20 protein-coding genes, 1 tRNA gene and 3 pseudogenes are annotated in these 24,363 nt (G+C 49.8%); 16 read left to right on the top strand and 8 right to left on the bottom strand.

What is annotated here, in order from left to right; genetic code table 11:
• Window positions 1–734: 734 nt before the first annotated feature.
• From ecpR to ACJHX4_RS00455, 7 genes are all read left to right on the top strand, one after another.
• On the top strand, window positions 735–1,277 hold the full coding sequence (gene ecpR / locus ACJHX4_RS00485) for an ECP biosynthesis operon DNA-binding transcriptional regulator EcpR (RefSeq protein WP_000389022.1): 543 nt from the start codon (window positions 735–737) through the stop codon (window positions 1,275–1,277).
• A gap of 74 nt (window positions 1,278–1,351) precedes the next feature.
• A complete protein-coding gene (gene ecpA, locus ACJHX4_RS00480) occupies window positions 1,352–1,939 on the top strand; it encodes a common pilus major fimbrillin subunit EcpA (protein WP_000730982.1) in 588 nt (195 codons plus the stop codon).
• A gap of 56 nt (window positions 1,940–1,995) precedes the next feature.
• A complete protein-coding gene (gene ecpB, locus ACJHX4_RS00475; RefSeq protein ID WP_000716404.1) occupies window positions 1,996–2,664 on the top strand; it encodes a fimbrial chaperone EcpB in 669 nt (222 codons plus the stop codon).
• 25 nt (window positions 2,665–2,689) lie between these two features.
• Complete coding sequence (ecpC, locus tag ACJHX4_RS00470) at window positions 2,690–5,215, top strand: fimbrial usher EcpC (RefSeq protein ID WP_001131109.1); 2,526 nt, start codon at window positions 2,690–2,692, stop codon at window positions 5,213–5,215.
• Entirely contained in the window at window positions 5,205–6,848 is a 1,644-nt protein-coding gene (ecpD, locus tag ACJHX4_RS00465; protein ID WP_001265646.1) for a fimbrial adhesin EcpD, read from the top strand. The genes ecpC and ecpD overlap by 11 nt, the downstream gene beginning before the upstream one ends.
• On the top strand, window positions 6,817–7,527 hold the full coding sequence (gene ecpE, locus ACJHX4_RS00460; protein WP_001295798.1) for a fimbrial chaperone EcpE: 711 nt from the start codon (window positions 6,817–6,819) through the stop codon (window positions 7,525–7,527). The genes ecpD and ecpE overlap by 32 nt, the downstream gene beginning before the upstream one ends.
• Before the next feature lie 306 nt (window positions 7,528–7,833).
• Window positions 7,834–8,163 (top strand): YkgJ family cysteine cluster protein, encoded by a 330-nt coding sequence (locus ACJHX4_RS00455; protein WP_001295797.1) that lies wholly within the window; start codon window positions 7,834–7,836, stop codon window positions 8,161–8,163.
• Window positions 8,164–8,218: 55 nt separating this feature from the next.
• Here the strand turns inward: ACJHX4_RS00455 and ACJHX4_RS00450 are convergent, their stop codons facing one another.
• The 3 genes from ACJHX4_RS00450 to ACJHX4_RS00440 all read right to left on the bottom strand — a co-directional run bounded on the left by ACJHX4_RS00450 (window position 8,219) and on the right by ACJHX4_RS00440 (window position 9,426).
• Window positions 8,219–8,338: a tail fiber assembly protein gene (locus tag ACJHX4_RS00450; RefSeq protein WP_023141399.1), complete on the bottom strand. Its 120-nt coding sequence runs from the start codon at window positions 8,336–8,338 to the stop codon at window positions 8,219–8,221.
• A gap of 73 nt (window positions 8,339–8,411) precedes the next feature.
• Entirely contained in the window at window positions 8,412–9,026 is a 615-nt protein-coding gene (locus ACJHX4_RS00445; protein ID WP_001019923.1) for a YagU family protein, read from the bottom strand.
• Between the two features lie 214 nt (window positions 9,027–9,240).
• Window positions 9,241–9,426 (bottom strand): hypothetical protein, encoded by a 186-nt coding sequence (locus ACJHX4_RS00440; protein ID WP_000146240.1) that lies wholly within the window; start codon window positions 9,424–9,426, stop codon window positions 9,241–9,243.
• Between the two features lie 63 nt (window positions 9,427–9,489).
• Between ACJHX4_RS00440 and ACJHX4_RS00435 the strand changes: the two are divergent.
• Together ACJHX4_RS00435 and ACJHX4_RS00430 are read left to right on the top strand one after the other, a co-directional pair.
• Window positions 9,490–9,633 (top strand): annotated as a pseudogene (locus ACJHX4_RS00435) (integrase); the annotation flags it as partial.
• Window positions 9,634–9,859: 226 nt separating this feature from the next.
• Window positions 9,860–11,179: pseudogene (locus ACJHX4_RS00430) on the top strand (tyrosine-type recombinase/integrase).
• Between the two features lie 164 nt (window positions 11,180–11,343).
• Here ACJHX4_RS00430 and ACJHX4_RS00425 read toward each other — a convergent pair.
• Window positions 11,344–12,264, bottom strand: a complete 921-nt coding sequence (locus ACJHX4_RS00425; protein ID WP_000365807.1) for a nucleotidyl transferase AbiEii/AbiGii toxin family protein — start codon at window positions 12,262–12,264, stop codon at window positions 11,344–11,346.
• Window positions 12,251–13,033, bottom strand: a complete 783-nt coding sequence (locus ACJHX4_RS00420; RefSeq protein WP_001295795.1) for a type IV toxin-antitoxin system AbiEi family antitoxin domain-containing protein — start codon at window positions 13,031–13,033, stop codon at window positions 12,251–12,253. Before ACJHX4_RS00420 ends, ACJHX4_RS00425 begins: the two co-directional genes overlap by 14 nt.
• Window positions 13,034–13,316: 283 nt before the next feature.
• On the opposite strand from ACJHX4_RS00420, the gene ACJHX4_RS00415 reads away from it, so the two are divergent.
• From ACJHX4_RS00415 to ACJHX4_RS00390, 6 genes and pseudogenes are all read left to right on the top strand, one after another.
• The gene (locus ACJHX4_RS00415; protein WP_000673070.1) at window positions 13,317–16,415 is read left to right on the top strand and encodes a type I restriction endonuclease subunit R; all 3,099 of its coding nucleotides are present in this window, start codon (window positions 13,317–13,319) and stop codon (window positions 16,413–16,415) included.
• A complete protein-coding gene (locus tag ACJHX4_RS00410; protein WP_000229741.1) occupies window positions 16,409–18,046 on the top strand; it encodes a class I SAM-dependent DNA methyltransferase in 1,638 nt (545 codons plus the stop codon). Before ACJHX4_RS00415 ends, ACJHX4_RS00410 begins: the two co-directional genes overlap by 7 nt.
• A complete protein-coding gene (locus ACJHX4_RS00405; protein WP_000671528.1) occupies window positions 18,036–19,283 on the top strand; it encodes a restriction endonuclease subunit S in 1,248 nt (415 codons plus the stop codon). The genes ACJHX4_RS00410 and ACJHX4_RS00405 overlap by 11 nt, the downstream gene beginning before the upstream one ends.
• A gap of 206 nt (window positions 19,284–19,489) precedes the next feature.
• Complete coding sequence (locus ACJHX4_RS00400; protein WP_071550417.1) at window positions 19,490–19,648, top strand: ash family protein; 159 nt, start codon at window positions 19,490–19,492, stop codon at window positions 19,646–19,648.
• On the top strand, window positions 19,626–20,096 hold the full coding sequence (locus ACJHX4_RS00395; protein ID WP_000201175.1) for a hypothetical protein: 471 nt from the start codon (window positions 19,626–19,628) through the stop codon (window positions 20,094–20,096). The genes ACJHX4_RS00400 and ACJHX4_RS00395 overlap by 23 nt, the downstream gene beginning before the upstream one ends.
• A 145-nt stretch (window positions 20,097–20,241) precedes the next feature.
• Window positions 20,242–20,445: pseudogene (locus ACJHX4_RS00390) on the top strand (integrase); the annotation flags it as partial.
• 14 nt (window positions 20,446–20,459) lie between these two features.
• Here ACJHX4_RS00390 and ACJHX4_RS00385 read toward each other — a convergent pair.
• From ACJHX4_RS00385 to proB, 3 genes are all read right to left on the bottom strand, one after another.
• A tRNA-Thr gene (locus ACJHX4_RS00385) sits at window positions 20,460–20,535 on the bottom strand.
• A 114-nt stretch (window positions 20,536–20,649) separates the two neighbouring features.
• Window positions 20,650–21,903 carry a glutamate-5-semialdehyde dehydrogenase gene (gene proA / locus ACJHX4_RS00380; protein ID WP_000893315.1) on the bottom strand — a complete coding sequence of 418 codons (1,254 nt, stop codon included), beginning with the start codon at window positions 21,901–21,903 and terminating at the stop codon, window positions 20,650–20,652.
• A gap of 11 nt (window positions 21,904–21,914) precedes the next feature.
• Complete coding sequence (gene proB / locus ACJHX4_RS00375) at window positions 21,915–23,018, bottom strand: glutamate 5-kinase (protein WP_001285288.1); 1,104 nt, start codon at window positions 23,016–23,018, stop codon at window positions 21,915–21,917.
• A 288-nt stretch (window positions 23,019–23,306) separates the two neighbouring features.
• Between proB and phoE the strand changes: the two genes are divergently transcribed.
• Window positions 23,307–24,362 carry a phosphoporin PhoE gene (phoE, locus tag ACJHX4_RS00370; protein ID WP_000749899.1) on the top strand — a complete coding sequence of 352 codons (1,056 nt, stop codon included), beginning with the start codon at window positions 23,307–23,309 and terminating at the stop codon, window positions 24,360–24,362.
• The last annotated feature ends 1 nt before the right edge of the window (window position 24,363 follow it).

Below are 24,363 nucleotides of genomic sequence, written 5' to 3'. Positions count from 1 at the left end.
GGTAACCCCATCGCCGACGTTCGAGTGCCAGTTAGAGTAACGCGCACAGATGACTGAATGCAGTGCCCTGGCAAAGAGGCCATCGTTCCTGTGACAACTGGCAGTCTTCGTTTAACTTCACTTAATTTAGCTCTTAGGGGGCTTACCGGACAGATGACGTACTTACACCTGTTTAATTTTCCATCACTTATTGGAATGAACACCCATAACCATTTTGTGCGGCATGTTAATCCATTAAAACACCTTACTGATTGGCAAATCATCTTTAATTATGACTTATGATAGTTTTATATTCTATTTCTTATCATTTAAACTTGTTTTTTTACTAGTCCATTACACAACACATTAAGACTATTCCTAACACCTCAGGGCAAAGTTCCTGGCTAATATAAAATGCAAGTAAGAATTGAACGTTATATTGCCAATAACCTTATGAAACTGAATGTCTTTTTCTTCTTATCAAAAAAGCAATATTTTCATTTTTTGTAAATATTGACTTAACCATGGAATTCATTTTCTGTTCACATATTGACACTCATCAGGAAAAAAACATAAATTTAAACCTAATCGAAATAATTAAAACTTAATCTCGTTTAACCTATATTGATATGTGCTACGTATCTTATTTACTTCCGATTTACTAAAAAAACTGAATGTACCTGTAAAAATTACAGGTTTGGAAAGTAGTGACATGGCAAAATGATTACAGCAGGGACTATGAGGTTAAAAACCATATGGAATGTCAAAACCGTTCTGATAAATACATCTGGTCTCCCCATGACGCCTACTTCTATAAAGGACTATCTGAACTGATTGTGGATATCGACAGATTAATTTATCTATCGCTGGAGAAAATCAGAAAAGATTTCGTGTTTATCAATCTCAATACGGATTCTTTAACTGAGTTTATAAACCGTGATAATGAGTGGTTATCCGCGGTAAAGGGGAAACAGGTCGTATTGATTGCGGCCAGAAAGTCAGAAGCCTTAGCAAATTATTGGTATTACAACAGCAATATTAGGGGCGTGGTATACGCTGGACTGAGTCGTGATATTAGAAAAGAACTGGCCTATGTGATTAATGGCAGGTTCCTGAGAAAAGATATTAAGAAAGATAAAATCACTGACCGGGAAATGGAAATTATCCGCATGACGGCTCAGGGAATGCTGCCTAAATCGATTGCCAGAATTGAAAATTGTAGTGTGAAGACAGTGTATACCCATCGGCGTAATGCAGAGGCCAAGCTGTACTCAAAATTATATAAGTTGGTTCAGTAAACTCCAGGCAAGTTAGTTTTAAAAAATGACTCACCGGGACTTCATGTCCTCAATTCAACTCGGGAAGAAAAGCAATGAAAAAAAAGGTTCTGGCAATAGCTCTGGTAACGGTGTTTACCGGTACAGGTGTGGCGCAGGCTGCTGACGTAACAGCTCAGGCTGTAGCGACCTGGTCAGCAACAGCCAAAAAAGACACCACCAGTAAGCTGGTTGTGACGCCACTCGGTAGCCTGGCGTTCCAGTATGCCGAAGGCATTAAAGGTTTTAACTCACAAAAAGGTCTATTTGACGTGGCTATCGAGGGTGACTCAACGGCTACCGCCTTTAAACTGACCTCACGTCTTATCACCAACACCTTAACCCAGTTGGATACCTCAGGTTCCACACTGAATGTGGGCGTGGATTATAACGGCGCGGCAGTCGAAAAAACTGGCGATACCGTGATGATCGATACCGCCAACGGCGTACTGGGCGGCAACCTTAGCCCACTGGCTAACGGTTACAATGCCAGCAATCGTACCACTGCACAGGATGGTTTCACTTTCTCCATCATCAGCGGCACCACCAATGGTACCACCGCAGTAACCGATTACAGCACTCTACCGGAAGGCATCTGGAGCGGCGACGTTAGCGTACAGTTCGACGCTACCTGGACCAGTTAATCTCTCTGATGTACCAGCAGGGGTACCCCCCTGCTTTATTCCTGGACGGAATTGTTATGAAAAAGCACCTTCTGCCTCTCGCTCTGCTGTTTTCCGGAATATCACCGGCCCAGGCGCTGGATGTCGGCGATATATCATCGTTTATGAACAGTGACAGCAGCACGCTGAGCAAAACGATCCAAAACAGTACCGACAGTGGCCGCCTCATCAATATCCGTCTCGAACGGCTCTCTTCACCGCTTGACGACGGGCAGGTTATCGCAATGGACAAGCCGGATGAGTTGCTACTCACTCCCGCCAGCTTGCTGCTACCCGCCCAAGCCAGCGAAGTGATCCGCTTCTTCTATAAGGGACCAGCAGATGAAAAAGAGCGCTACTACCGCATTGTCTGGTTTGATCAGGCCCTCAGTGATGCGCAGCGCGATAATGCCAACCGCAGCGCTGTGGCCACTGCCTCCGCCCGCATCGGCACCATCCTGGTCGTCGCACCCCGCCAGGCAAACTACCACTTTCAGTACGCCAACGGCTCCCTGACAAATACAGGAAATGCGACGCTGCGGATCCTCGCCTACGGCCCCTGCCTGAAAGCCGCCAATGGTAAGGAGTGTAAAGAGAATTACTACCTGATGCCGGGCAAGTCGCGTCGTTTTACCCGCGTGGACACGGCGGATAACAAAGGACGGGTTGCACTTTGGCAGGGTGATAAGTTCATTCCCGTGAAATAGATAGCTGTGCAGATGGATAACGACAATGCCTTTACGACGGTTCTCCCCAGGACTGAAAGCCCAGTTTGCCTTCGGCATGGTCTTTTTGTTCGTTCAGCCCGATGCCAGCGCTGCTGACATAAGTGCGCAGCAAATAGGTGGGGTGATTATTCCGCAGGCCTTCAGTCAGGCGCTCCAGGACGGCATGAGCGTCCCGCTTTATATTCATCTCGCCGGTAGCCAGGGTCGCCAGGACGATCAGCGAATCGGCAGCGCTTTTATCTGGTTGGATGATGGACAGTTACGCATCCGAAAAATACAGCTGGAAGAGAGTGAAGATAACGCCAGTGTCAGCGAACAAACTCGACAGCAGCTGATGACTCTGGCCAACGCCCCGTTCAATGAGGCCCTTACCATCCCCCTGACTGACAACGCGCAGTTGGATCTCAGCTTGCGCCAACTGCTGCTGCAGCTGGTGGTCAAGCGCGAAGCGCTGGGCACCGTACTACGCTCACGTAGCGAAGACATCGGGCAGTCCAGTGTTAACACCCTCAGCAGTAATCTGAGCTATAACTTCGGCGTCTATAACAACCAGTTGCGTAACGGCGGGAGCAACACCTCCAGCTATCTGTCGCTGAATAACGTTACTGCGCTGCGCGAACATCACGTGGTGCTCGACGGCTCACTGTACGGGATTGGTAGCGGTCAACAGGACAGTGAATTATATAAAGCGATGTATGAACGCGATTTTGCTGGTCACCGATTTGCCGGTGGAATGCTCGACACCTGGAACTTGCAGTCCTTAGGGCCGATGACCGCCATTTCAGCAGGGAAGATTTACGGCCTTTCCTGGGGAAACCAGGCCAGCTCCACCATCTTCGACAGCAGCCAGTCGGCCACGCCAGTGATCGCCTTTTTACCGGCGGCGGGCGAAGTACATCTCACCCGTGATGGGCGGCTACTAAGCGTTCAGAACTTCACCATGGGCAATCATGAAGTGGATACCCGGGGTCTACCGTACGGTATTTACGATGTGGAAGTTGAGGTAATCGTTAACGGTCGCGTGATCAGCAAACGCACCCAGCGGGTCAATAAGCTGTTTAGCCGGGGGCGTGGCGTCGGTGCACCGCTGGCGTGGCAGATATGGGGCGGTAGCTTTCATATGGATCGCTGGTCGGAAAACGGGAAAAAGACGCGACCAGCCAAAGAGAGTTGGCTGGCAGGTGCCTCGACCTCCGGCTCACTGAGTACGTTTAGCTGGGCGGCAACGGGATATGGATACGATAATCAGGCGGTGGGTGAAACCCGTCTGACGCTTCCGCTTGGGGGGGCGATCAACGTTAACTTGCAAAACATGCTGGCCAGTGACAGCTCATGGAGCAACATCGCCAGCATCAGCGCCACTCTACCTGGAGGCTTCAGTTCGCTGTGGGTTAACCAGGAAAAAACCCGCATTGGCAATCAATTGCGACGTAGCGATGCCGACAACCGTGCAATCGGCGGCACACTCAACCTGAACTCACTGTGGTCGAAGCTGGGTACGTTCAGCATCAGCTACAATGATGACCGCCGCTACAACAGCCACTATTACACGGCAGATTACTATCAAAGTGTCTACAGCGGTACCTTTGGTTCGCTTGGCCTGCGGGCCGGTATTCAGCGCTATAACAACGGCGACAGCAGCGCCAATACAGGGAAATATATCGCTCTCGATCTCTCGCTACCACTGGGCAACTGGTTTAGCGCAGGGATGACCCATCAAAACGGCTACACCATGGCAAACCTGTCAGCACGCAAACAGTTTGATGAAGGAACCATTCGCACTGTTGGTGCCAATCTGTCACGAGCCATCTCCGGCGATACCGGTGATGACAAAACCCTCAGCGGTGGGGCGTATGCACAGTTCGACGCTCGTTACGCCAGCGGAACGCTGAACGTCAATAGCGCGGCGGACGGCTACATCAATACTAATTTGACCGCCAACGGCAGCGTCGGCTGGCAGGGTAAAAACATCGCTGCCAGCGGGCGGACCGATGGCAACGCTGGGGTGATATTCGACACTGGCCTGGAGAACGATGGTCAGATCAGCGCCAAAATCAACGGGCGGATTTTCCCGCTTAACGGCAAGCGTAACTATCTCCCGCTCTCTCCCTATGGAAGATATGAGGTGGAGTTGCAGAACAGCAAAAACTCACTCGACAGTTACGATATCGTCAGCGGTCGCAAAAGTCATCTGACTCTCTATCCAGGCAATGTCGCTGTCATTGAGCCAGAGGTGAAGCAGATGGTTACCGTCTCCGGTCGTATCCGTGCGGAAGACGGCACACTGCTGGCTAACGCACGGATTAACAACCATATCGGCCGAACCCGAACCGATGAAAACGGCGAGTTTGTCATGGACGTGGATAAGAAATACCCCACTATCGATTTTCGCTACAGTGGCAATAAAACCTGCGAAGTGGCACTGGAACTCAACCAGGCGCGCGGTGCCGTCTGGGTCGGTGATGTGGTCTGCAGCGGCCTCTCATCGTGGGCGGCGGTGACGCAGACAGGAGAAGAGAATGAGAGTTAACCTACTGATAGCGATGATAATCTTTGCGCTAATCTGGCCTGCAACCGCGCTCAGAGCGGCAGTGAGCAAAACAACCTGGGCGGATGCTCCGGCACGCGAGTTTGTGTTTGTCGAAAACAACTCAGACGACAACTTTTTCGTCACTCCTGGCGGGGCGCTGGATCCGCGCCTGACCGGTGCCAACCGCTGGACCGGTTTAAAATACAATGGTTCAGGAACCATCTATCAGCAAAGCCTCGGCTACATTGATAACGGTTACAACACCGGCCTTTATACCAACTGGAAGTTTGATATGTGGCTGGAAAATTCACCAGTTTCATCTCCTTTAACTGGCTTGCGCTGCATCAACTGGTACGCAGGGTGTAATATGACCACCAGTCTTATCCTGCCGCAAACCACCGACGCCAGTGGATTTTATGGCGCGACGGTGACCAGCGGCGGCGCGAAGTGGATGCACGGCATGTTGTCAGACGCGTTTTACCAGTATCTGCAACAAATGCCCGTCGGCAGCAGCTTTACAATGACCATCAATGCCTGCCAGACCTCTGTGAACTATGACGCCAGCAGCGGCGCACGCTGTAAGGATCAGGCCTCCGGCAACTGGTATGTTCGCAACGTCACCCATACGAAAGCAGCAAATCTGCGGTTGATAAATACCCACTCGCTGGCGGAAGTATTTATCAACAGCGACGGAGTACCGACTCTGGGCGAAGGGAACGCCGACTGCCGGACGCAAACCATCGGCAGCCGTTCAGGATTAAGTTGTAAGATGGTTAACTATACCCTGCAAACAAACGGACTCAGCAACACCTCAATCCATATATTCCCGGCGATCGCCAACTCGTCGTTAGCCTCGGCCGTCGGGGCGTACGATATGCAGTTCAGTCTGAATGGCAGTTCATGGAAACCGGTGAGCAATACTGCCTATTACTACACCTTCAACGAGATGAAGAGCGCAGACTCGATCTATGTGTTCTTCTCGAGCAACTTCTTTAAGCAGATGGTGAACCTCGGGATCAGCGATATCAACACCAAAGATCTGTTCAACTTTCGCTTTCAGAACACCACATCACCGGAGTCTGGCTGGTATGAATTTTCTACCTCCAACACGCTGATTATCAAACCCCGTGATTTCAGCATCAGTATTATCTCCGATGAATATACTCAGACACCGTCGCGGGAGGGATATGTCGGCAGCGGCGAGTCGGCACTCGATTTCGGCTATATCGTAACCACCAGCGGTAAAACAGCTGCCGACGAAGTGCTGATCAAGGTGACCGGACCCGCGCAGGTGATTGGCGGGCGCTCCTATTGTGTCTTCAGCTCCGATGACGGTAAGGCGAAAGTACCGTTCCCGGCGACGCTTTCCTTTATTACCCGCAACGGAGCTACAAAAACCTACGATGCCGGGTGCGATGATAGCTGGCGGGATATGACCGATGCGCTGTGGTTGACCACACCGTGGACTGATATCTCTGGCGAAGTGGGGCAGATGGATAAGACCACAGTCAAATTTTCGATTCCAATGGATAACGCCATTTCTCTGCGTACGGTAGATGATAACGGCTGGTTTGGCGAAGTCAGCGCTTCAGGAGAGATTCATGTTCAGGCGACGTGGCGTAACATTAACTAAGGCCCTGCTGACAGTGGTCTGTATGCTGGCGGCACCTTTGACACAGGCGATTTCGGTCGGCAATCTGACTTTTTCACTGCCGTCCGAGACTGACTTTGTCAGCAAACGTGTCGTGAATAACAACAAAAGCGCACGGATATACCGTATTGCCATCAGTGCTATTGATAGCCCGGGCAGCAGTGAATTGCGCACCCGACCGGTGGATGGTGAACTACTTTTCGCCCCCCGCCAGCTGGCGTTGCAGGCTGGTGAGAGCGAGTATTTTAAATTTTACTATCATGGCCCACGGGATAACCGCGAGCGCTACTACCGGGTCTCATTTCGCGAGGTCCCCACTCGTAACCTGACAAAACGCAGCCCAAGCGGCGGTGAGGTCAGCACGGAGCCGGTGGTGGTGATGGATACCATTCTGGTAGTACGACCACGTCAGGTTCAGTTTAAATGGTCCTTCGATCAGGTGACAGGAACGGTAAGTAACACCGGCAACACGTGGTTTAAGCTACTGATTAAACCAGGATGTGATTCGACCGAAGAGGAAGGCGATGCCTGGTATCTACGTCCGGGAGACGTGGTTCATCAGCCTGAGTTACGTCAGCCGGGGAATCATTATCTGGTCTATAACGACAAATTCATTAAGATTAGCGATTCCTGTCCGGCTAAGCCCCCTTCGGCGGACTAAGACTTATCCATCGGACGAGGGAAGAATTCCACCTCAGAGACTCAAAAATCGTTTAAATGATGTGGAAGCGATCGTCAATGTCACCGATGAGCTTTCTCATATGCACACCACAGTGTTCAGGAGACACGGAAAGGTACCAGGCGGCCTGCTAACGAGTGGTTTCTTCACTAATTAGGACGTAAAATCGGTAACGGCTGGAAATCATTCAATACTCACACTATCGAAAGTACACCAGCCAACCGCGATACGTCCCTGCATACGACGTACCGCAGTTATCTTTACGATTTATAGCTGTACTGGTGAATTATGAGCAATTTGAATCCATGCATGACGTGTGGTGCCTGTTGTGCATTTTTCCGCGTCTCTTTTTACTGGGCCGAAGCCGACGATGCTGGCGGTACCATTCCCGCCAGGCTCACTGAACAAATATCCCCTTTTCACCGATGCATGAGCGGTACTAATCAGAAAAATCCCCGATGTATTGCCCTTGCAGGAACACCGGGCAAAAATGCCTGCTGCACGATATATGAAAATCGATCGTCCACATGCAGAGAATTCGCCATGTCTGGTGAGAACGGAGAAGTCAATGAGGCTTGCAATCGTGCAAGAGCTAAATACGGGCTAACACCGTTATAAATATACAATAATTAATTGCATTGCCCCGCCAGCTGTAATAGCGGGGCTTCGTTTTTCAGGGACAACAAAACCTGAAACTTCTTCCATTTTCCAGCAACAATGCCTCTTCTTCTGTAGCGTCCTCCGGATCTACATCATCCTGAAGTAGCGCGATATGATCACTGACTGTCCGCATCAGAATATGAAAAGCAACGTTTTTAACCTATAAAAATGGCGCTATATTTGCGCCATTTTTATCATTCAAAGCATTATCTATTTGAGCCTAAAGGGATCTCAGGATCTGGCTCATGGGTAATTCTGTTTCGTAAATCTCTGCGAATAATTTCAATAGACCAGAACCAGACTAAATGTCCAAAAATTTCAGAGACATTCTCATACCACGGAAGATCAAAGAGAGGTGGCGTAAGTCCCATGAGAGGGAATGAAATCATATGAACAAAAAGTTGCGCTAAAGCACCTGCCAGTAAGCCCTGCCAAAGTTTAATTTTCGGAAATACTTCGGCGACCACACAGTAACCAACGGCAAAAACTATCGAAAAGATTATGTGCGTTACACCAACCCAGTTAAAGACATGCCCGGCGAAGGTATAAACAGCCGAATTTGGATCTGTCAGTCCCAACCAATCCCGAAGAAAAATGTACGGAGGATTGAGAAAGTTACGGGAGCAATCAATTTGGCCTGCAGCCCTGATTAATGATTCCGGACCACACGCTGCATTAAACATATCAACCGGACTACGTGGTGGCAATGGAACTTCTGCCCCCCACTTAACAAATGCGGAAACAACGCCAGCAATCAGCCCAATGAATGCAGCAAGACCATAACGTCTGCGGTTTGGTGGAGTTTGTTCAAATATATTCATATCTACCCTGCTTGTACCATTATGTTATACACCTCTTTAGGAGTATTCATAAAACAAGGCAAATGTAAAGAACTGTATTGTTTTGTATAACCACATGGTTACCTAATCGCCAATTAATATAAGCTCCATTATTTCTCCATATTTTTATGTTAGAAGTGACAAAGAGAAATGTAATGTTTCTCTCAGAGAATATAAATCATTCCTTTTGCCCACCTTAATGGTGGGCTTTTTTATGCAAAACCTGAACGTCCTGTGGTATTCCTCTGGCATAATGATTTTCGCGATTAACCAACAACCAGACCAGCAAAGACGCCACCACAAGCACAGTAACATCCATCAGGCTTGCCACACCCCATGCGTGCGGCTCAAAGCCGCCATGGCATATTAATCCGCTTGCCATTTTCGAACAGCTGATTGGTTTGGTCCGGTGTTTCCCTGCTTGCACTTAAAAATGAGCGGATAGGAAACTCTCGAAATGGTTCGTCGATATGCTCACCTCGCACCTAATCACCTTACCGAACACGCACGGTAAATAGATTCGATCCTGAACCCATCGGTCCCAAATCTGTCCCAATCAAAAAATAAGGAAGGTATTAATGATGTGTAACTTATTGATTTAAGTGGTGCCGATAATAGGAGTCGAACCTACGACCTTCGCATTACGAAACCAAAAAGCATCTATTTTTCCGCATATCTACACGTCTCTATAAATCTCATAAAAATATTAAAAATCATATAATTAAACAAAAAACCCATCTTATATTGTTCCATCGAATTTCGCTCTATACAATGCTAAACAAGTACGCCAGCAAGTACGCGAGATGAGGCCAAAAATGGCAATATTGATAACCCAGGACAGGCAAGTCGCAAACCTGACTCCCCCTGAAGGAAAAAGTCGGATAACCGTCAGCGTCAAATCAAAAGTAGGTTCCGGCCTGTCTGTCGAATCCCGTTCCGGGAGTCAAACGAAGAGCTGGATTTACCGCCCTTACCTCAACGGAAAACAGATTAAAATAACGTTAGGCTCCTACCCTGCAATGACATTGTCTCAGGCGCGTGAAGCACATGCAGACGCGCTGGCGCTGGTTAAACAAGGTATTGATCCGCGTTATGCGCGAAAAACGGAAAAACAGCAAAATGAACAAATGCCGATTTTTTCACAATTATGAAAAAACTGGCTGGCATTCCGTGAAACCAATAAACCCATTGGGGCGCGTACTCTGGCTGATTATGAGGGAACATATCGCCGCCATCTGGAGAAAGGTTTAGGTTCAGTACGCGTCTGCGACCTGTCCAGAGCCTACATTTATGAACATCTCATACGGATCAGAAAGACCAGCGCCGAAGGTGTCCGCAAGGGACTTATTCTTCTCAATATGACGCTTGACCATGCCGCTTTGCAGGGATTGATCGATCACAACCCTGCTCGCTTGCTTAAACCCGCAATGTTTGGTGCCTCAATGGGAAAACCGCGTGAGCGTTGGTTGCCACAAGACGAGTTGCAAATGTTATGGAAGGCACTGGATGAAGCGGGGTTCGGCGGCGGATCTGTCGCAACCGGAGGGCGAGGCATCGCGTCCAGCGTTATTCTTTCACAAGCGATTGCTAACGCATTACGCCTCATCATCCTGACGGGGGTGCGACGTTCCGAAGCGGTGAATATGCGTTGGGAGCAGATTAATGGCAACCGCTGGACAATACCTGAAACCAAAAACGGTAAAAGTCATATCGTGACGCTACATCCTCTGGCGCTTTCTCTATTGAAGACTCAGCGCATTATTTCAGAAGGCGGCTGGGTATTCGAGTCGCTCAGTAAGCCAAGTTTTCCTGTCACCGGTGACGCAATAACTCGTGCTCTTGAACGCCTGAAAACAAAATATATGGCAGAAGTCGCTCCTTTCTCACCACATGATTTACGCCGCAGCATTGCTACAGGCTGCGCTGAATATCTGGACGCACCAGAACGGCTTATAGAACTTCTGTTAAATCATGTGCCCAAAGACAGGTTAATCAGAACCTACCAGGTCGGGCAGCAAGCGGAAAAATTACGGAATCTGTTTCTGAAATGGGGGGATTTTATTGAGCATGAGATCATTGAGTCTGATAATGGTACTCCAGATAATGTTATTCAGATCAGCTTTGGAAAGAGATAGTTTCGTATTTTCATGAGTAGAGATCGTCTGATAACTCAGCGATCTCTTACTCGATGGTGCTATGTATTGAATTAAATGAATATGTTTGAGTTATTGCCACGAAGTTATTCATATAACCAAAGCATCATGGCCCAATTCAGAGTCCCTGAACAGCGCTAAGAATATTACTCCAGCACCCTCTCTAGCTTATTCACCGCCGCCACATACTTCGCCGGATTTTTATCTTTAAGCATCGCCAGATTGCGTTGCTTCCAGCGAATAGCCGGAAGATGCTGAATTTCAGGATAGCGATACCGCGACCAGTCAGGGCTGTTTTGCTTAAAACTGAGCAAGAACTCGCGATCCAGATCCGTAAAATGTGACTTCAACGCCTGCGGCAGCAAAGTCGTTACTGACAGAAGCGATTCCAGCGACGTTTCCTGCTGAGTCATCCCCGAAAATTCCTGAGCGTATAACGTGGCAATCCGATCTGTATCCCAGTTTGAAGCCAGCAACTCGGCAATGGGACGGGGATGGCCTGCCAGATAACAAAGAAAACCGTCAAAAATTTCGCGCGTCAGGCCCGGTCTCCCCAGCATATTCAACACATCAAACAGATCGCGCGGATGCTGACGATCAAGCGCAGCACATATTTTACCGCCATAAAGATCCGCCAGCGAGACGACACTCATGGTGGTGAAGCCATACTCCATTTCCACACGTTCGCACACAGGCATTTCTGCCGGAGGCAACAACAGCCCGCGCCAGACCGGGCTAACCTCGATCTTAATCTTTGCATCAGCGGTATTCACAATGATGCGCTTTTCATCCGCTTTATTTTCCTGCCGAATCGCGGTGATCCCCGGTCTGCCGTTCAGCGATGCAGTAATTCTCTTCAAAGCGTCGTTGATCGCCGCCAGATCGGTATCGCGATCCGCAAAGCTCTTATACGCCAGATCGATATCCACCGATAGACGGGGGAAATCCTGCACAAATAAATTGATTGCTGTGCCGCCTTTCAACGCGAAACAGGATTCCTTCGCCACATGCGGCAGAGCGGCCATCAACAGTTTAACCTGCCTGGCATAGCTATCACGCAGATCCATCTTCGACTCCTTCCGGTTTAAATGTGCGGGGAACAGTAATTTGATAATCCGGCTCCAGCCAGCCACCAGGTATGATTTGCCGCTTTCCCGTACCTGTTTCTATACCGCTTTGATCAAGATACTGAAAATAAGGGTGTCCATTACGCCGGGCAAGGTAAAGCATCACCCGGTTGGTTTTAATCGAATGACTGGCGCGAAGCAGTGCCTGCAATTTGCGTGGGCTGAGAAGATTCCCCCCCTGAAACAGAGCATCGGCATGTTCGAACGAGATCAACGAAGGAACGCCGCAGGCGATCTCATACGCGGCCAGTTCCGGTGCACTGCCTGCTAACTGCCGGTCGCCAATTTTCAGTTCCGTAGTAAATGACGAGACATCAACGGTAAGGCCCGATGTATACAGCGTGATAAATGTTGCTGATTGTTCGAAGGCAGCAAACCATCCCGGCAGTTTGACGTAAGCCGGAAGCGCGAGCCAGACCTGCGGCTTACCCGGTTCGGTATAGTGCGCATGGCCCTGAAGCGCAAGGCTGGTTAGCCCCGCCACCCGAACAGGCTTTTCCCACTGTGTTTGAAGGCAGTAAACCGCGTCTACCCAATCCGGCTCACGGCCCGTCCGGCAGTACACACCGTGAGCGATGCGCCTGAGCCAGCCATTCTGAACATAGAGATAAGAAAGCTTACGATCTACGCCATTGCGGGTAAGCCATGACTGGAGCAGCACCTGACCGGGTAGCGTGTTTTGCATCAACCAGTTTAGATAGTTTGGCAAATGTCGCTCCTGAATAGACATTAGTAGAAATATTTAAACCAGTGTAGGTTCAGGGATACGCCACAGCAAGAAATAGTTTAATGATTCCTCATTTCGTCCACTTAAAATCGACATTGAGCAAAAAATACAAACTTACCTACATTCAGGCAAAGTGCGACAAATAGACTCGGTCGGTTTAAAGAGAACGTGTAACATAGATGCAAATCGAACAGACATTGTTGCCAGCCGTTCCAAGGTTGTGGGGCGCTGCATGGCCTGAGACGTGATAAATACAGGGAACACAATGAAATTCACTGAAGATACCCGAGTAAAAATCCCCGTCATCCTCCACCTGATACGGCTGGGCTACCACTACCTGTCCCTTAAAGAACAACGCTGGGACAAAGAAACCAATATCTTCCCTGACCTCTTCACCGCTGCGATTGGCAGAATAAATCCCGGACTTGCGCCAGACGACATCGGACGCCTGTTAAAAGACCTCACGCTGCTTCTCGACAACGATGATCTGGGCCGCGCCTTCTTCGAAAAACTCAGTGACCGTTCCGGTATCAAACTGATCGACTTTGATAACTTCAACAACAACAGTTTCCATGTCGTCACCGAACTGACATGCGAAAACGGTGATGAAGAATTCCGCCCGGACATCACGCTGCTGATCAACGGCATGCCGCTAATCTTTATCGAAGTGAAAAAACCCAACAATCGGGAAGGCATCGTCGCAGAACGCAACCGCATCAACGAACGCTTTAAAAACCCCAAATTCAAACGCTTCGCCAACATCACCCAGTTCATGATCTTCTCCAATAACATGGAGTATGACGACAGCGACCCGGAGCCGATTCAAGGGGCATTCTACGCCAGCAGCTCTTACAGCAACCCGGTATTCAACTACTTCCGCGAAGAAGAACTCTTCAACCTGACCAACTTACTGAAACCGCTGTCAGAAGAAACCGAAATCGCCGTCCTGAAAGACAACAACCTGGAAGTGATCCGCACCAACCCGGAATTTCAGACCAACAAAGATCACAACCGCCCGACAAACCGCCTCTGCACCGCGCTGTTGAGCCGGGATCGGCTGGCATTTATCCTGCGCTATGCGCTGGTGTATGTAGCCGAACCGGGCGGCATCCAAAAACACATCATGCGCTACCCGCAGCTCTTCGCCACCAAAGCGATTGAGCGCAAGCTGAACGCGGGTGTGAAAAAAGGCATTATCTGGCACACCCAGGGCAGTGGGAAAACCGCATTGGCATACTACAACGTGCGCTTCCTGACAGATTACTTCCAGAATCAGCAGGTGATCCCGAAATTCTACTTTATTGTCGATCGTCTTGATCTGCTCCAGCAGGCGCAGCGTGAATTCACCGCCCGTGGCTTAATCGTTCACCTTATCGACTCCCGCGAAGCCTTCACTCGCGATATCAAAGCAACGCAGGCGCTGCACAACCACCACGGCAAAGCGGAAATCACCGTCGTCAACATCCAGAAATTCCGCGATGACCCGGATGTCGTCACCACCAAAGACTACGACATCAACATCCAACGCGTGTACTTCCTCGATGAAGTCCACCGCAGCTACAACCCCAAAGGGAGCTTCCTGGCGAATTTAAGCCAGTCGGACACCAACGCCATCAAAATTGGCCTGACCGGTACGCCTCTGCTGGGCACAGACTACAACTCCCGCGACCTCTTCGGCGACTACATCCACAAATACTACTACAACGCCTCCATCGCCGACGGCTACACGCTGCGCCTGATCCGCGAAGAGATCGCCACCAACTACCGAATGATCCTGCAACAGGCGCTAAAAGAGGTGGAAGTCAGAATGGGCGATGTGGATCGCAAATACATCTACGCCCATCCCAGCTTTGTTAAACCGATGCTGAACTACATCGTCACCGACTTTGCCAAAAGCCGGGGCGCGCTGAATGATGACACCATCGGCGGCATGGTGATTTGCGACAGCTCTGAACAGGCCAAGCAGATGTTTGAGATATTCAACACTGACTACGCCGAATCGCCCACCGCCGCCGATGAAGTCTCCGAAGAAATGCCGGTATTACAGGCCGCAGAACCTGCCGCCGTTTACCACCTCCACGCCAAAGAAACGCGGAAAATCAAACGCGCCGCCCTGATCTTGCACGACATCGGCAGCAAGCAGGAGCGCAAAGAATGGGTGGAGCAATTCAAAGCGGGCAAGATTGACCTGCTGTTCGTTTACAACATGTTGCTCACCGGCTTCGACGCCAAACGGCTGAAAAAACTCTACCTCGGGCGGGTGATCAGAAAGCACAACCTGCTCCAGGCGCTGACCCGCGTCAACCGTACGTACAACCACTTCCGCTACGGCTACGTGGTGGACTTCGCCGACATCCGCCAGGAATTTGACGCTACCAACAAAGCCTACTTCGAAGAGCTACAGGCTGAACTTGGCGACGAAATGGAGCACTACTCCCGCCTGTTCAAATCGGCGGAAGAGATCCGCGAAGAAATCGAACACATCAAAGACGTTCTGTTTAGCTTCGATACCGAAAACGCGGAAATCTTCACTGACCAGATAAACCAGATCCAGGACCGGGAAACCGCGCTGGCGCTAAAAAACGCGCTGGCCGACGCCCGCAGCCTGTACAACCTCATCCGCCTCCAGGGCAACACTGAGTTTCTCCAGGCGCTGGATTTCAACAAACTCAACATCCTTTATCGCGAAGCCAGCCGCCGCCTCGACTTACTCAACCTAAAAGCGGATCTGGAACAGGGCGTTGACCTCTCCGGCCTGCTGAACCGGGCGCTGGAAGAGGTGATCTTTGAATTCCATAAAGTGGGTGAAGAAGAGCTGGTACTGGCCGACGAGCTGAAAGAGACGCTGCGCCGCACCCGCGAAGCGCTGGCCGCCAACTTCGACCAGCAGGACCCGCAGTTCGTCAGCCTGAAAGACGAACTGGAGCGTCTGTTTAAGAAAAAGAAACTCAGCGAAGTCACCCAGCAAGAAATGGTTGCGAATATCGGCACACTCAATAAAATTCATGGCCGCATCAAAGAGCTAAACCGCCAAAACAACCTGCTGCGCCAGAAATACCGGGGCGACGTGAAATACGCGCGTACCCACAAACGCCTGCGCGAGCGCGGCGGCCTGAGCGAGCCGGAGCGTAAAATCTTCGAAGCACTGCTTAGCGTTAAGCTGGATGCAGATGAAAAAGTGCTGAACAACAGCCAGATACTGAACAATGAAAGCTATTTTGAGCGGCATATGGAGTCATGCGTCATCACGCACTTTGAGGATGAGCACCATATCACTCTGACCTCCAGTGCGGTAAGCGACATCAACCGCCTGATTGTGGCGGAATACCTGAACGAATTTAATACCGGAGCACGAACGTGGTAGAACTGGAATTTAGAGACAAAACCAAAGCCCTGATCGACAGCCTGAAAAGCATCTGTGCGAACTACGGCCTGGGCAACGACGGTAACGAATTCAAAATTATCACTCAGGCATTCCTGTACAAATTCCTGAACGACAAATTCGCTTTTGAGGCCAAACAGAAAGATAAAAGTATCGCCAGCGCCGAAAGCTGGGAAGATGCGCTCAGCGCAATGAGCGAAGATCAACTGAAAAAGCTGCAACAGCGGATGGCCCCGGATACCGCCCGCCTGAAGCCGCACCATTTTATTCGTTACTTGTATAACCGACAAAACGCAGCGGACTTTGCCAGAACTTTTGACGACACCCTGATGGACATCGCCGCCACCAACAACGACGTCTTCGCGGTCAAAACCGACGGCGGCGCGAAAGTGGTGCTGTTTGAGCGCCTCAGCCAGTACATCGCCGACGAATCAAAGCGCGATGATTTCTGCCGCGCCATCATCAACAAGCTGGCCGATTTCAGCTTCGAACGCATCTTCACGCAGAAATTCGACTTCTACGCCACCATCTTTGAATACCTGATCAAAGACTACAACAGCAACTCCGGCGGCAAATACGCGGAATACTACACGCCCCACGCCGTGGCGCGCATCATGGCGGAAATCCTGGTGCCGAAAGCGCAGCAGGGCGTGGTGCGCAACGTAAGCTGTTACGACCCGTCCGCCGGTTCCGGCACGCTGCTGATGAACGTGGCGCACGCCATTGGGGAAGATCGTTGCAGCATCTTTGCCCAGGATATCTCGCAGAAATCCTCCAGCCTGCTGCGTCTGAACCTGATCCTCAACAACCTGGTGCATTCGATCCCTAACGTTATCCAGGGCAACACTATTCTGCATCCGTTCCACAAGGACGGCGGCGCGCTGAAACGCTTTGACTACATCGTCTCCAACCCGCCGTTTAAGATGGATTTCAGCGACTTTCGTGACGCGCTGGACAGCAAGGAAAACCAGCAACGTTTCTTTGCCGGGATACCGAAAATCAAAGCCAAAGCCAGGGACAAAATGGAGATTTACCAGTTGTTCCTGCAACACATCATTTTCTCGCTGAAACCGGGTGGCAAGGCGGCGGTCGTCGTGCCGACCGGGTTTATCACCGCGCAATCGGGCATTGATAAAGGCATTCGCGAACATCTGGTGCAAAACAAGATGCTGGCGGGCGTGGTTTCCATGCCGTCGAATATCTTCGCCACCACCGGTACCAACGTGTCGATCCTGTTTATTGACGCCAGCAACAAAGAGAAAGTGGTGCTGATCGACGCCTCGAATTTAGGTGAAAAGGTCAAAGACGGCAAAAACCAGAAAACGGTGCTGACGGAGTGCGAAGAAAAACGGATCTGCGAAGCGTTTAACAACAAGTGGAGCGAAGAGGATTTCTCGGTGGTGGTCAGCTATGACGACATCGCCGCGAAAAATTACTCGTTCAGCGCCGGACAGTATTTTGATGTGAAAATCGAATACACCGACATGACGCCGGAACAGTTTGCCGCGAAGATGAAAGGATTTACGGAGAATCTGAATAATCTCTTTGAACAGTCGCGCGAGTTAGAAGTGCAAATAAAAATGCAGATGGCAGATATCAAATATGAAATTTAATTATCTGAAAATTAAAGATGTATGTGATTTTGTCGGAGGAAGTCAACCTCCAAAATCTCAATTTATTTATGTATCTAAACCTGGATATGTCAGGTTGATCCAGACGCGTGATTACAAAACGGATGCATTTCCCACGTATATACCAATATCGTCGACGAAGAAATTTTGTGATGAATTCGATATTATGATTGGTAGGTATGGTCCCCCAATTTTTCAAATATGTCGCGGATTGAAAGGAGCATATAACGTTGCCTTGCTGAAGGTTATACCTAAAGAAGGTGTAAGTCGTGATTTTTTATACTATTTTTTGAAGCAAGACTCTGTTTTCCAATATGTTGATAAATTATCTGCCAGAACCGGAGGACAAACTGGAGTTGATCTAGTTTCTTTAAAAGAATATCCAGTCAGGATACCTGAAGAAATTGAATGTCAAGAAAAATTGGTGACTATTCTTAGTGTTATTGATAAAAAAATCGCCCTCAACAACCGCATCAACACGGAACTGGAAGCGATGGCGAAAACACTGTATGACTACTGGTTTGTACAGTTTGATTTCCCTGATGCCAACGGAAAACCGTATAAAACCTCCGGCGGGAAGATGGAGTATAACGCCACGCTGAAACGGGAAATTCCGGCAGGTTGGAATGACTCCATTCTTGGTAAGTTTATTGAGTTAGATCGTGGCGTTACTTATAGCAAAGAGGATGTTCGAACTCAGGATGATAAAGATACGATAGGCATTCTTCGCGCTACAAATGTGACGGGAAATAATGTTGATATTGATGATTTAGTCTTCATTCCTTCTAGTAGAGTAAACGTTAATCAAATGCTAAATAAATTTGACATATTGATCGTGATGTCAAGTGGTAGTAAGGAGCATGTAGGGAAGAATGGCGTGTATTATTTCGAAAAAAAACATGCATTTGGCGCATTTTGTTCAAAAATTACACCCGTCAGAAAATACAGATATTTTATAAATACATTCCTGCAATCGAAATGGTTTAAGTCTTATATAAACAATCAGTGCTTGGGAACTAATATTAATAACCTGACCAATACGCATATCACTAATTGTGAAATCATATGCCCCACTCCTGATGTTGTGGCGTTATTCGAGAATAAAATGATGCCAATTTATAATAAACTGGCATCAAACACTCAAGAGAATAGTCATTTAATCCAACTCCGCGACTGGCTCCTCCCTCTACTTATGAACGGACAGGTCACGGTCAAATAATCCCCGGCGTGGTTTTGCGAGGCGCATTCCAGATCCGCATTGCGCCGCACTCACCGCAGCAAAACCGCTTGCCGTTCATAACCGATCGCAGTATCTTTCTCCCGCGCCTGCAAAATCAGGCGTCGGGATTAGCCTCCTGAAAACCGTTACAGGCGACACTTGACGCACCAGCGTCTTTTTTGTGTCGTGCGTTCGGCTACACCTCAATGGCGGGCCGGGCGGGGGCGTCGCAAGACGCGCCGGTTTCCTGTAACGCCGGTAAGGCTAACCCCGTCCGGTTCCGCCCCCATGAGATTAGCCTCTCTAGTGGCGGACATAATAAACCGTTACAGGAGACGCCCTATGGCTACAATCCTCATCTCTGACTGCGATTTACTCGATCTATTGTCCGCTCCCTTCAATGCCACCACGGATTTCACCGTCCTGGCCGACTACTGCGCCCGCTTCGCCGAAACCCTGATAGAAACCGACGATCCGGCGCTGCGGCTGGCGCTCTGCGGACGGCTTCACGCGGCTCTTGCGCTATTGCAACCCACGCTGCACGACCCCATCCCGCCGCATCTGATTGAAAGCCTGACCGTTGATACCCTTCCCGCCACACCAGAGCACTTTATTTCCGAACCAGATTCCTTGTGCGAATACTGCCTCGCGCTGCTCCAGCTACTGCTGGAACGTCCAGCAGAGCCAAAAACGGAACAAACCCTGACCGGGCTTCTGTGTGAGCTGGTCTGGAATTTCACGGAAGGACTCAAATCCCCGCGCTGGCTGCGTACCGCCGACGGCGTAAAATTTATCAGTGAGGTGGCCGCATGATGCAACAGGACTGACATTCCGCCGACATTATTGCGGTGCTGAAAAAGCGGGGAACGCCTCTGGCGGCACAGAGAAAAACTCATTGCGGAAGCGCTGTAAATATCGCCAGAAATCATCTGGTCCTCAAGGTACTTTGATAGCAAAGGCAAGCTGGCTGGTTCAGTCCGGAGTCTCTCTTCTTGCACTTAAAGAGATGGGAGGATGGGAAACTCTTGAAATGGTTCGTCGTTAGGCTCACCTTTCAGCCAGGCATTTCACCGGGCACGCGAGCAAAATCGATGCGATTATAAGTCGCAATGGCACAAATACGGCACAAGAGGAGAACGTGGTGTATTTAAATATGGGGTAACTACTTGATTTTAATGGTGCCGATAATAGGAGTCGAACCTACGACCTTCGCATTACGAATGCGCTGCTCTACCAACTGAGCTATATCGGCCCTGAAAGGACATGTTCACGAACGTGAATCACGGTGGACAAGGTTAAAACTAACCGGGCGATGCGTCAATGGCCTTGTGAATCAAATGGCTACTTTTGCATCACCCGGTTTTATTTACGCACGAATGGTGTAATCACCAATGCCGATCCACTTGTAAGTGGTCAGTGCTTCCAGCCCCATTGGGCCGCGCGCGTGGAGTTTTTGTGTGCTTACCGCCACTTCCGCCCCCAGTCCAAACTGGCCGCCGTCGGTAAAACGCGTAGAGGCGTTAACGTAAACAGCGGAGGAATCCACTTCGTTAACAAAACGCTGGGCGTTGCGCATATCGCGGGTCAGGATCGCATCGGAGTGTTGCGTGCCGTGTTCACGAATATGGGCAATGGCGTCATCCAGATCGCTAACGATTTTGACGTTCAAATCTAATGACAGAAACTCATCGTCATACTCTTCGGCTTTAACAGCCACCACCTTCGCGGGGCCTGCCTGCAACTGCGCCAGCGCGGCTGTATCAGCGTGTAACGTCACGCCGCTTTCCGCCATTTGTTTGCTTAATGCGGGCAGGAAGCTATCAGCGATGTTTTTATTCACCAGCAACGTTTCTACCGTATTACACGTGCTCGGACGCTGAGTTTTCGCGTTGACAATTACTTTCAGGGCTTCAGCGATCTCTGCGCTTTCATCAACGTAAATATGGCATACGCCTATACCGCCTGTGATCACCGGGATTGTCGACTGCTCGCGGCACAGTTTATGCAAACCAGCCCCGCCGCGCGGGATCAGCATGTCGATGTATTTATCCATACGCAGCATTTCACTGACCAGCGCACGGTCAGGATTATCAATCGCCTGCACGGCACCCGCCGGTAAGCCACAAGAGTTCAGGGCGTCCTGAATCACCGCCACCGTTGCAGCGTTAGTGCGACACGTTTCTTTGCCGCCGCGCAGGATCACTGCGTTACCTGTTTTCAGGCACAGCGAAGCGACATCAACCGTCACGTTCGGGCGCGCTTCATAAATCACGCCAATAACCCCCAGCGGTACGCGACGACGCTCAAGACGCAGGCCGCTGTCCAGTACGCCGCCATCGATTACCTGCCCCACCGGATCGGCGAGGTTGCACACCTGGCGCACATCATCGGCAATGCCTTTCAGCCGTGCGGGCGTCAGTGTCAGACGGTCAAGCATCGCTTCGCTAAGGCCATTGGCACGCGCGTCTGCAACATCCTGCGCGTTAGCGTTGAGGATACTTTCGCTTTGTGCTTCCAGTTCATCGGCGATTTTTTCCAGCACACGATTTTTTTCGCGGCTGGAGAGTTGCGCTAATTTATACGAGGCTTGCTTCGCGGCAATGCCCATTTGTTCCAGCATCGGCCAGCTCCTTAACGGGTAATCATGTCATCACGGTGAACGGCAACCGGGCCGTATTCATATCCCAGTATTGCATCAATTTCTTGCGAGTGGTGTCCGGCAATACGGCGTAATGCATCGCTGTTGTAACGACTGACGCCGTGGGCGATATCGCGACCTTCGAGGTTGCAAATACGGATGACTTCACCACGCGAGAAATTGCCAGTCACGCTTTTAATGCCTTTCGGCAACAGGGAGCTGCCGCGTTCCAGAATGGCGGCAGTTGCCCCTTCATCTACCGTGATTTCACCCGCAGGCGGCGCACCGAAAATCCAGCGTTTACGGTTTTCAAGCGGAGTCGCCTGGGCATGGAACAGCGTACCGACGGAAATGCCTTCCATCACATCACCAATAACGCCCGGCTTGCTGCCCGCGGCAATAATGGTGTCGATACCCGCACGGCAAGCCACGTCAGCGGCCTGCAATTTGGTGCTCATACCGCCAGTTCCGAGGCCTGAAACGCTATCACCGGCAATCGCGCGCAGTGCGTCATCAATGCCGTACACATCTTTAATCAGTTCTGCCTGCGGATTGCTGCGCGGGTCAGCGGTATACAAACCTTTTTGATCGGTCAGCAGCAACAGTTTATCGGCACCCGCCAGAATCGCCGCCAGCGCAGAAAGGTTATCGTTATCACCGACCTTAATCTCTGCCGTAGCGACAGCATCGTTCTCATTAATTACCGGAACGATATTGTTATCGAGCAACGCACGCAGGGTATCGCGGGCGTTCAGGAAGCGTTCACGATCTTCCATATCAGCACGGGTCAGCAACATCTGCCCGACATGAATGCCGTAAATTGAAAACAGCTGTTCCCACAGTTGAATCAGTCGACTCTGCCCTACCGCCGCCAGCAGCTGTTTTGAAGCGATAGTCGCTGGCAATTCCGGGTACCCCAGGTGCTCACGTCCGGCGGCAATCGCACCCGACGTCACAATAACAATCCGATGCCCGGCGGCATGTAACTGCGCGCACTGGCGAACAAGTTCAACGATATGGGCACGGTTCAGGCGGCGCGATCCGCCTGTTAGCACACTGGTGCCGAGTTTTACCACCAGCGTCTGGCTGTCACTCATGATTCTCTGCCATTCAATTTTAGGAAAAAATGATATCAAACGAACGTTTTAGCAGGACTGTCGTCGGTTGCCAACCATCTGCGAGCAAAGCATGGCGTTTTGTTGCGCGGGATCAGCAAGCGTAGCGGCAGTTGTTTACGCTTTTATTACAGATTTAATAAATTACCACATTTTAAGAATATTATTAATCTGTAATATATCTTTAACAATCTCAGGTTAAAAACTTTCCTGTTTTCAACGGGACTCTCCCGCTGAATATTCGCGCGTTAATTAAAATCAGGAATGAAAATGAAAAAGAGCACTCTGGCATTAGTGGTGATGGGCATTGTGGCATCTGTATCCGTACAGGCCGCAGAAATATATAACAAAGACGGTAATAAACTGGATGTCTATGGCAAAGTTAAAGCCATGCATTATATGAGTGATAATGACAGTAAAGATGGCGACCAGAGTTATATCCGTTTTGGTTTTAAAGGCGAAACACAAATTAACGATCAACTGACTGGTTATGGTCGTTGGGAAGCTGAGTTTGCCGGTAATAAAGCGGAGAGTGATACTGCACAGCAAAAAACGCGTCTCGCTTTTGCCGGGTTGAAATATAAAGATTTGGGTTCTTTCGATTATGGTCGTAACCTGGGCGCGTTGTATGACGTGGAAGCCTGGACCGATATGTTCCCGGAATTTGGTGGCGACTCCTCGGCGCAGACCGACAACTTTATGACCAAACGCGCCAGCGGTCTGGCGACGTATCGGAACACCGACTTCTTCGGCGTTATCGATGGCCTGAACTTAACCCTGCAATATCAAGGGAAAAACGAAAACCGCGACGTTAAAAAGCAAAACGGCGATGGCTTCGGCACGTCATTGACATATGACTTTGGTGGCAGCGATTTCGCCATCAGTGGAGCCTATACCAACTCTGATCGCACCAACGAGCAGAACCTGCAAAGCCGTGGCACAGGCAAGCGTGCAGAAGCATGGGCAACAGGTCTGAAATACGATGCCAATAATATTTATCTGGCAACTTTCTATTCTGAAACACGTAAAATGACGCCAATCTCTGGCGGCTTTGCCAATAAGACGCAGAACTTTGAAGCGGTCGCTCAATACCAGTTTGACTTTGGTCTGCGTCCATCGCTGGGTTATGTCTTATCGAAAGGGAAAGATATTGAGGGCATCGGTGATGAAGATCTGGTCAATTATGTCGATGTTGGTGCTACGTATTATTTCAACAAAAATATGTCAGCGTTTGTTGATTATAAAATCAACCAACTGGATAGCGATAACAAATTGAATATTAATAATGATGATATTGTCGCGGTTGGCATGACCTATCAGTTTTAAT

It is taken from the genome of Escherichia sp. WS2035 (assembly GCF_046487065.1).
GTDB lineage: Bacteria > Pseudomonadota > Gammaproteobacteria > Enterobacterales > Enterobacteriaceae > Escherichia > Escherichia coli.
This window is presented reverse-complemented; position numbering and strand designations above follow the sequence as displayed.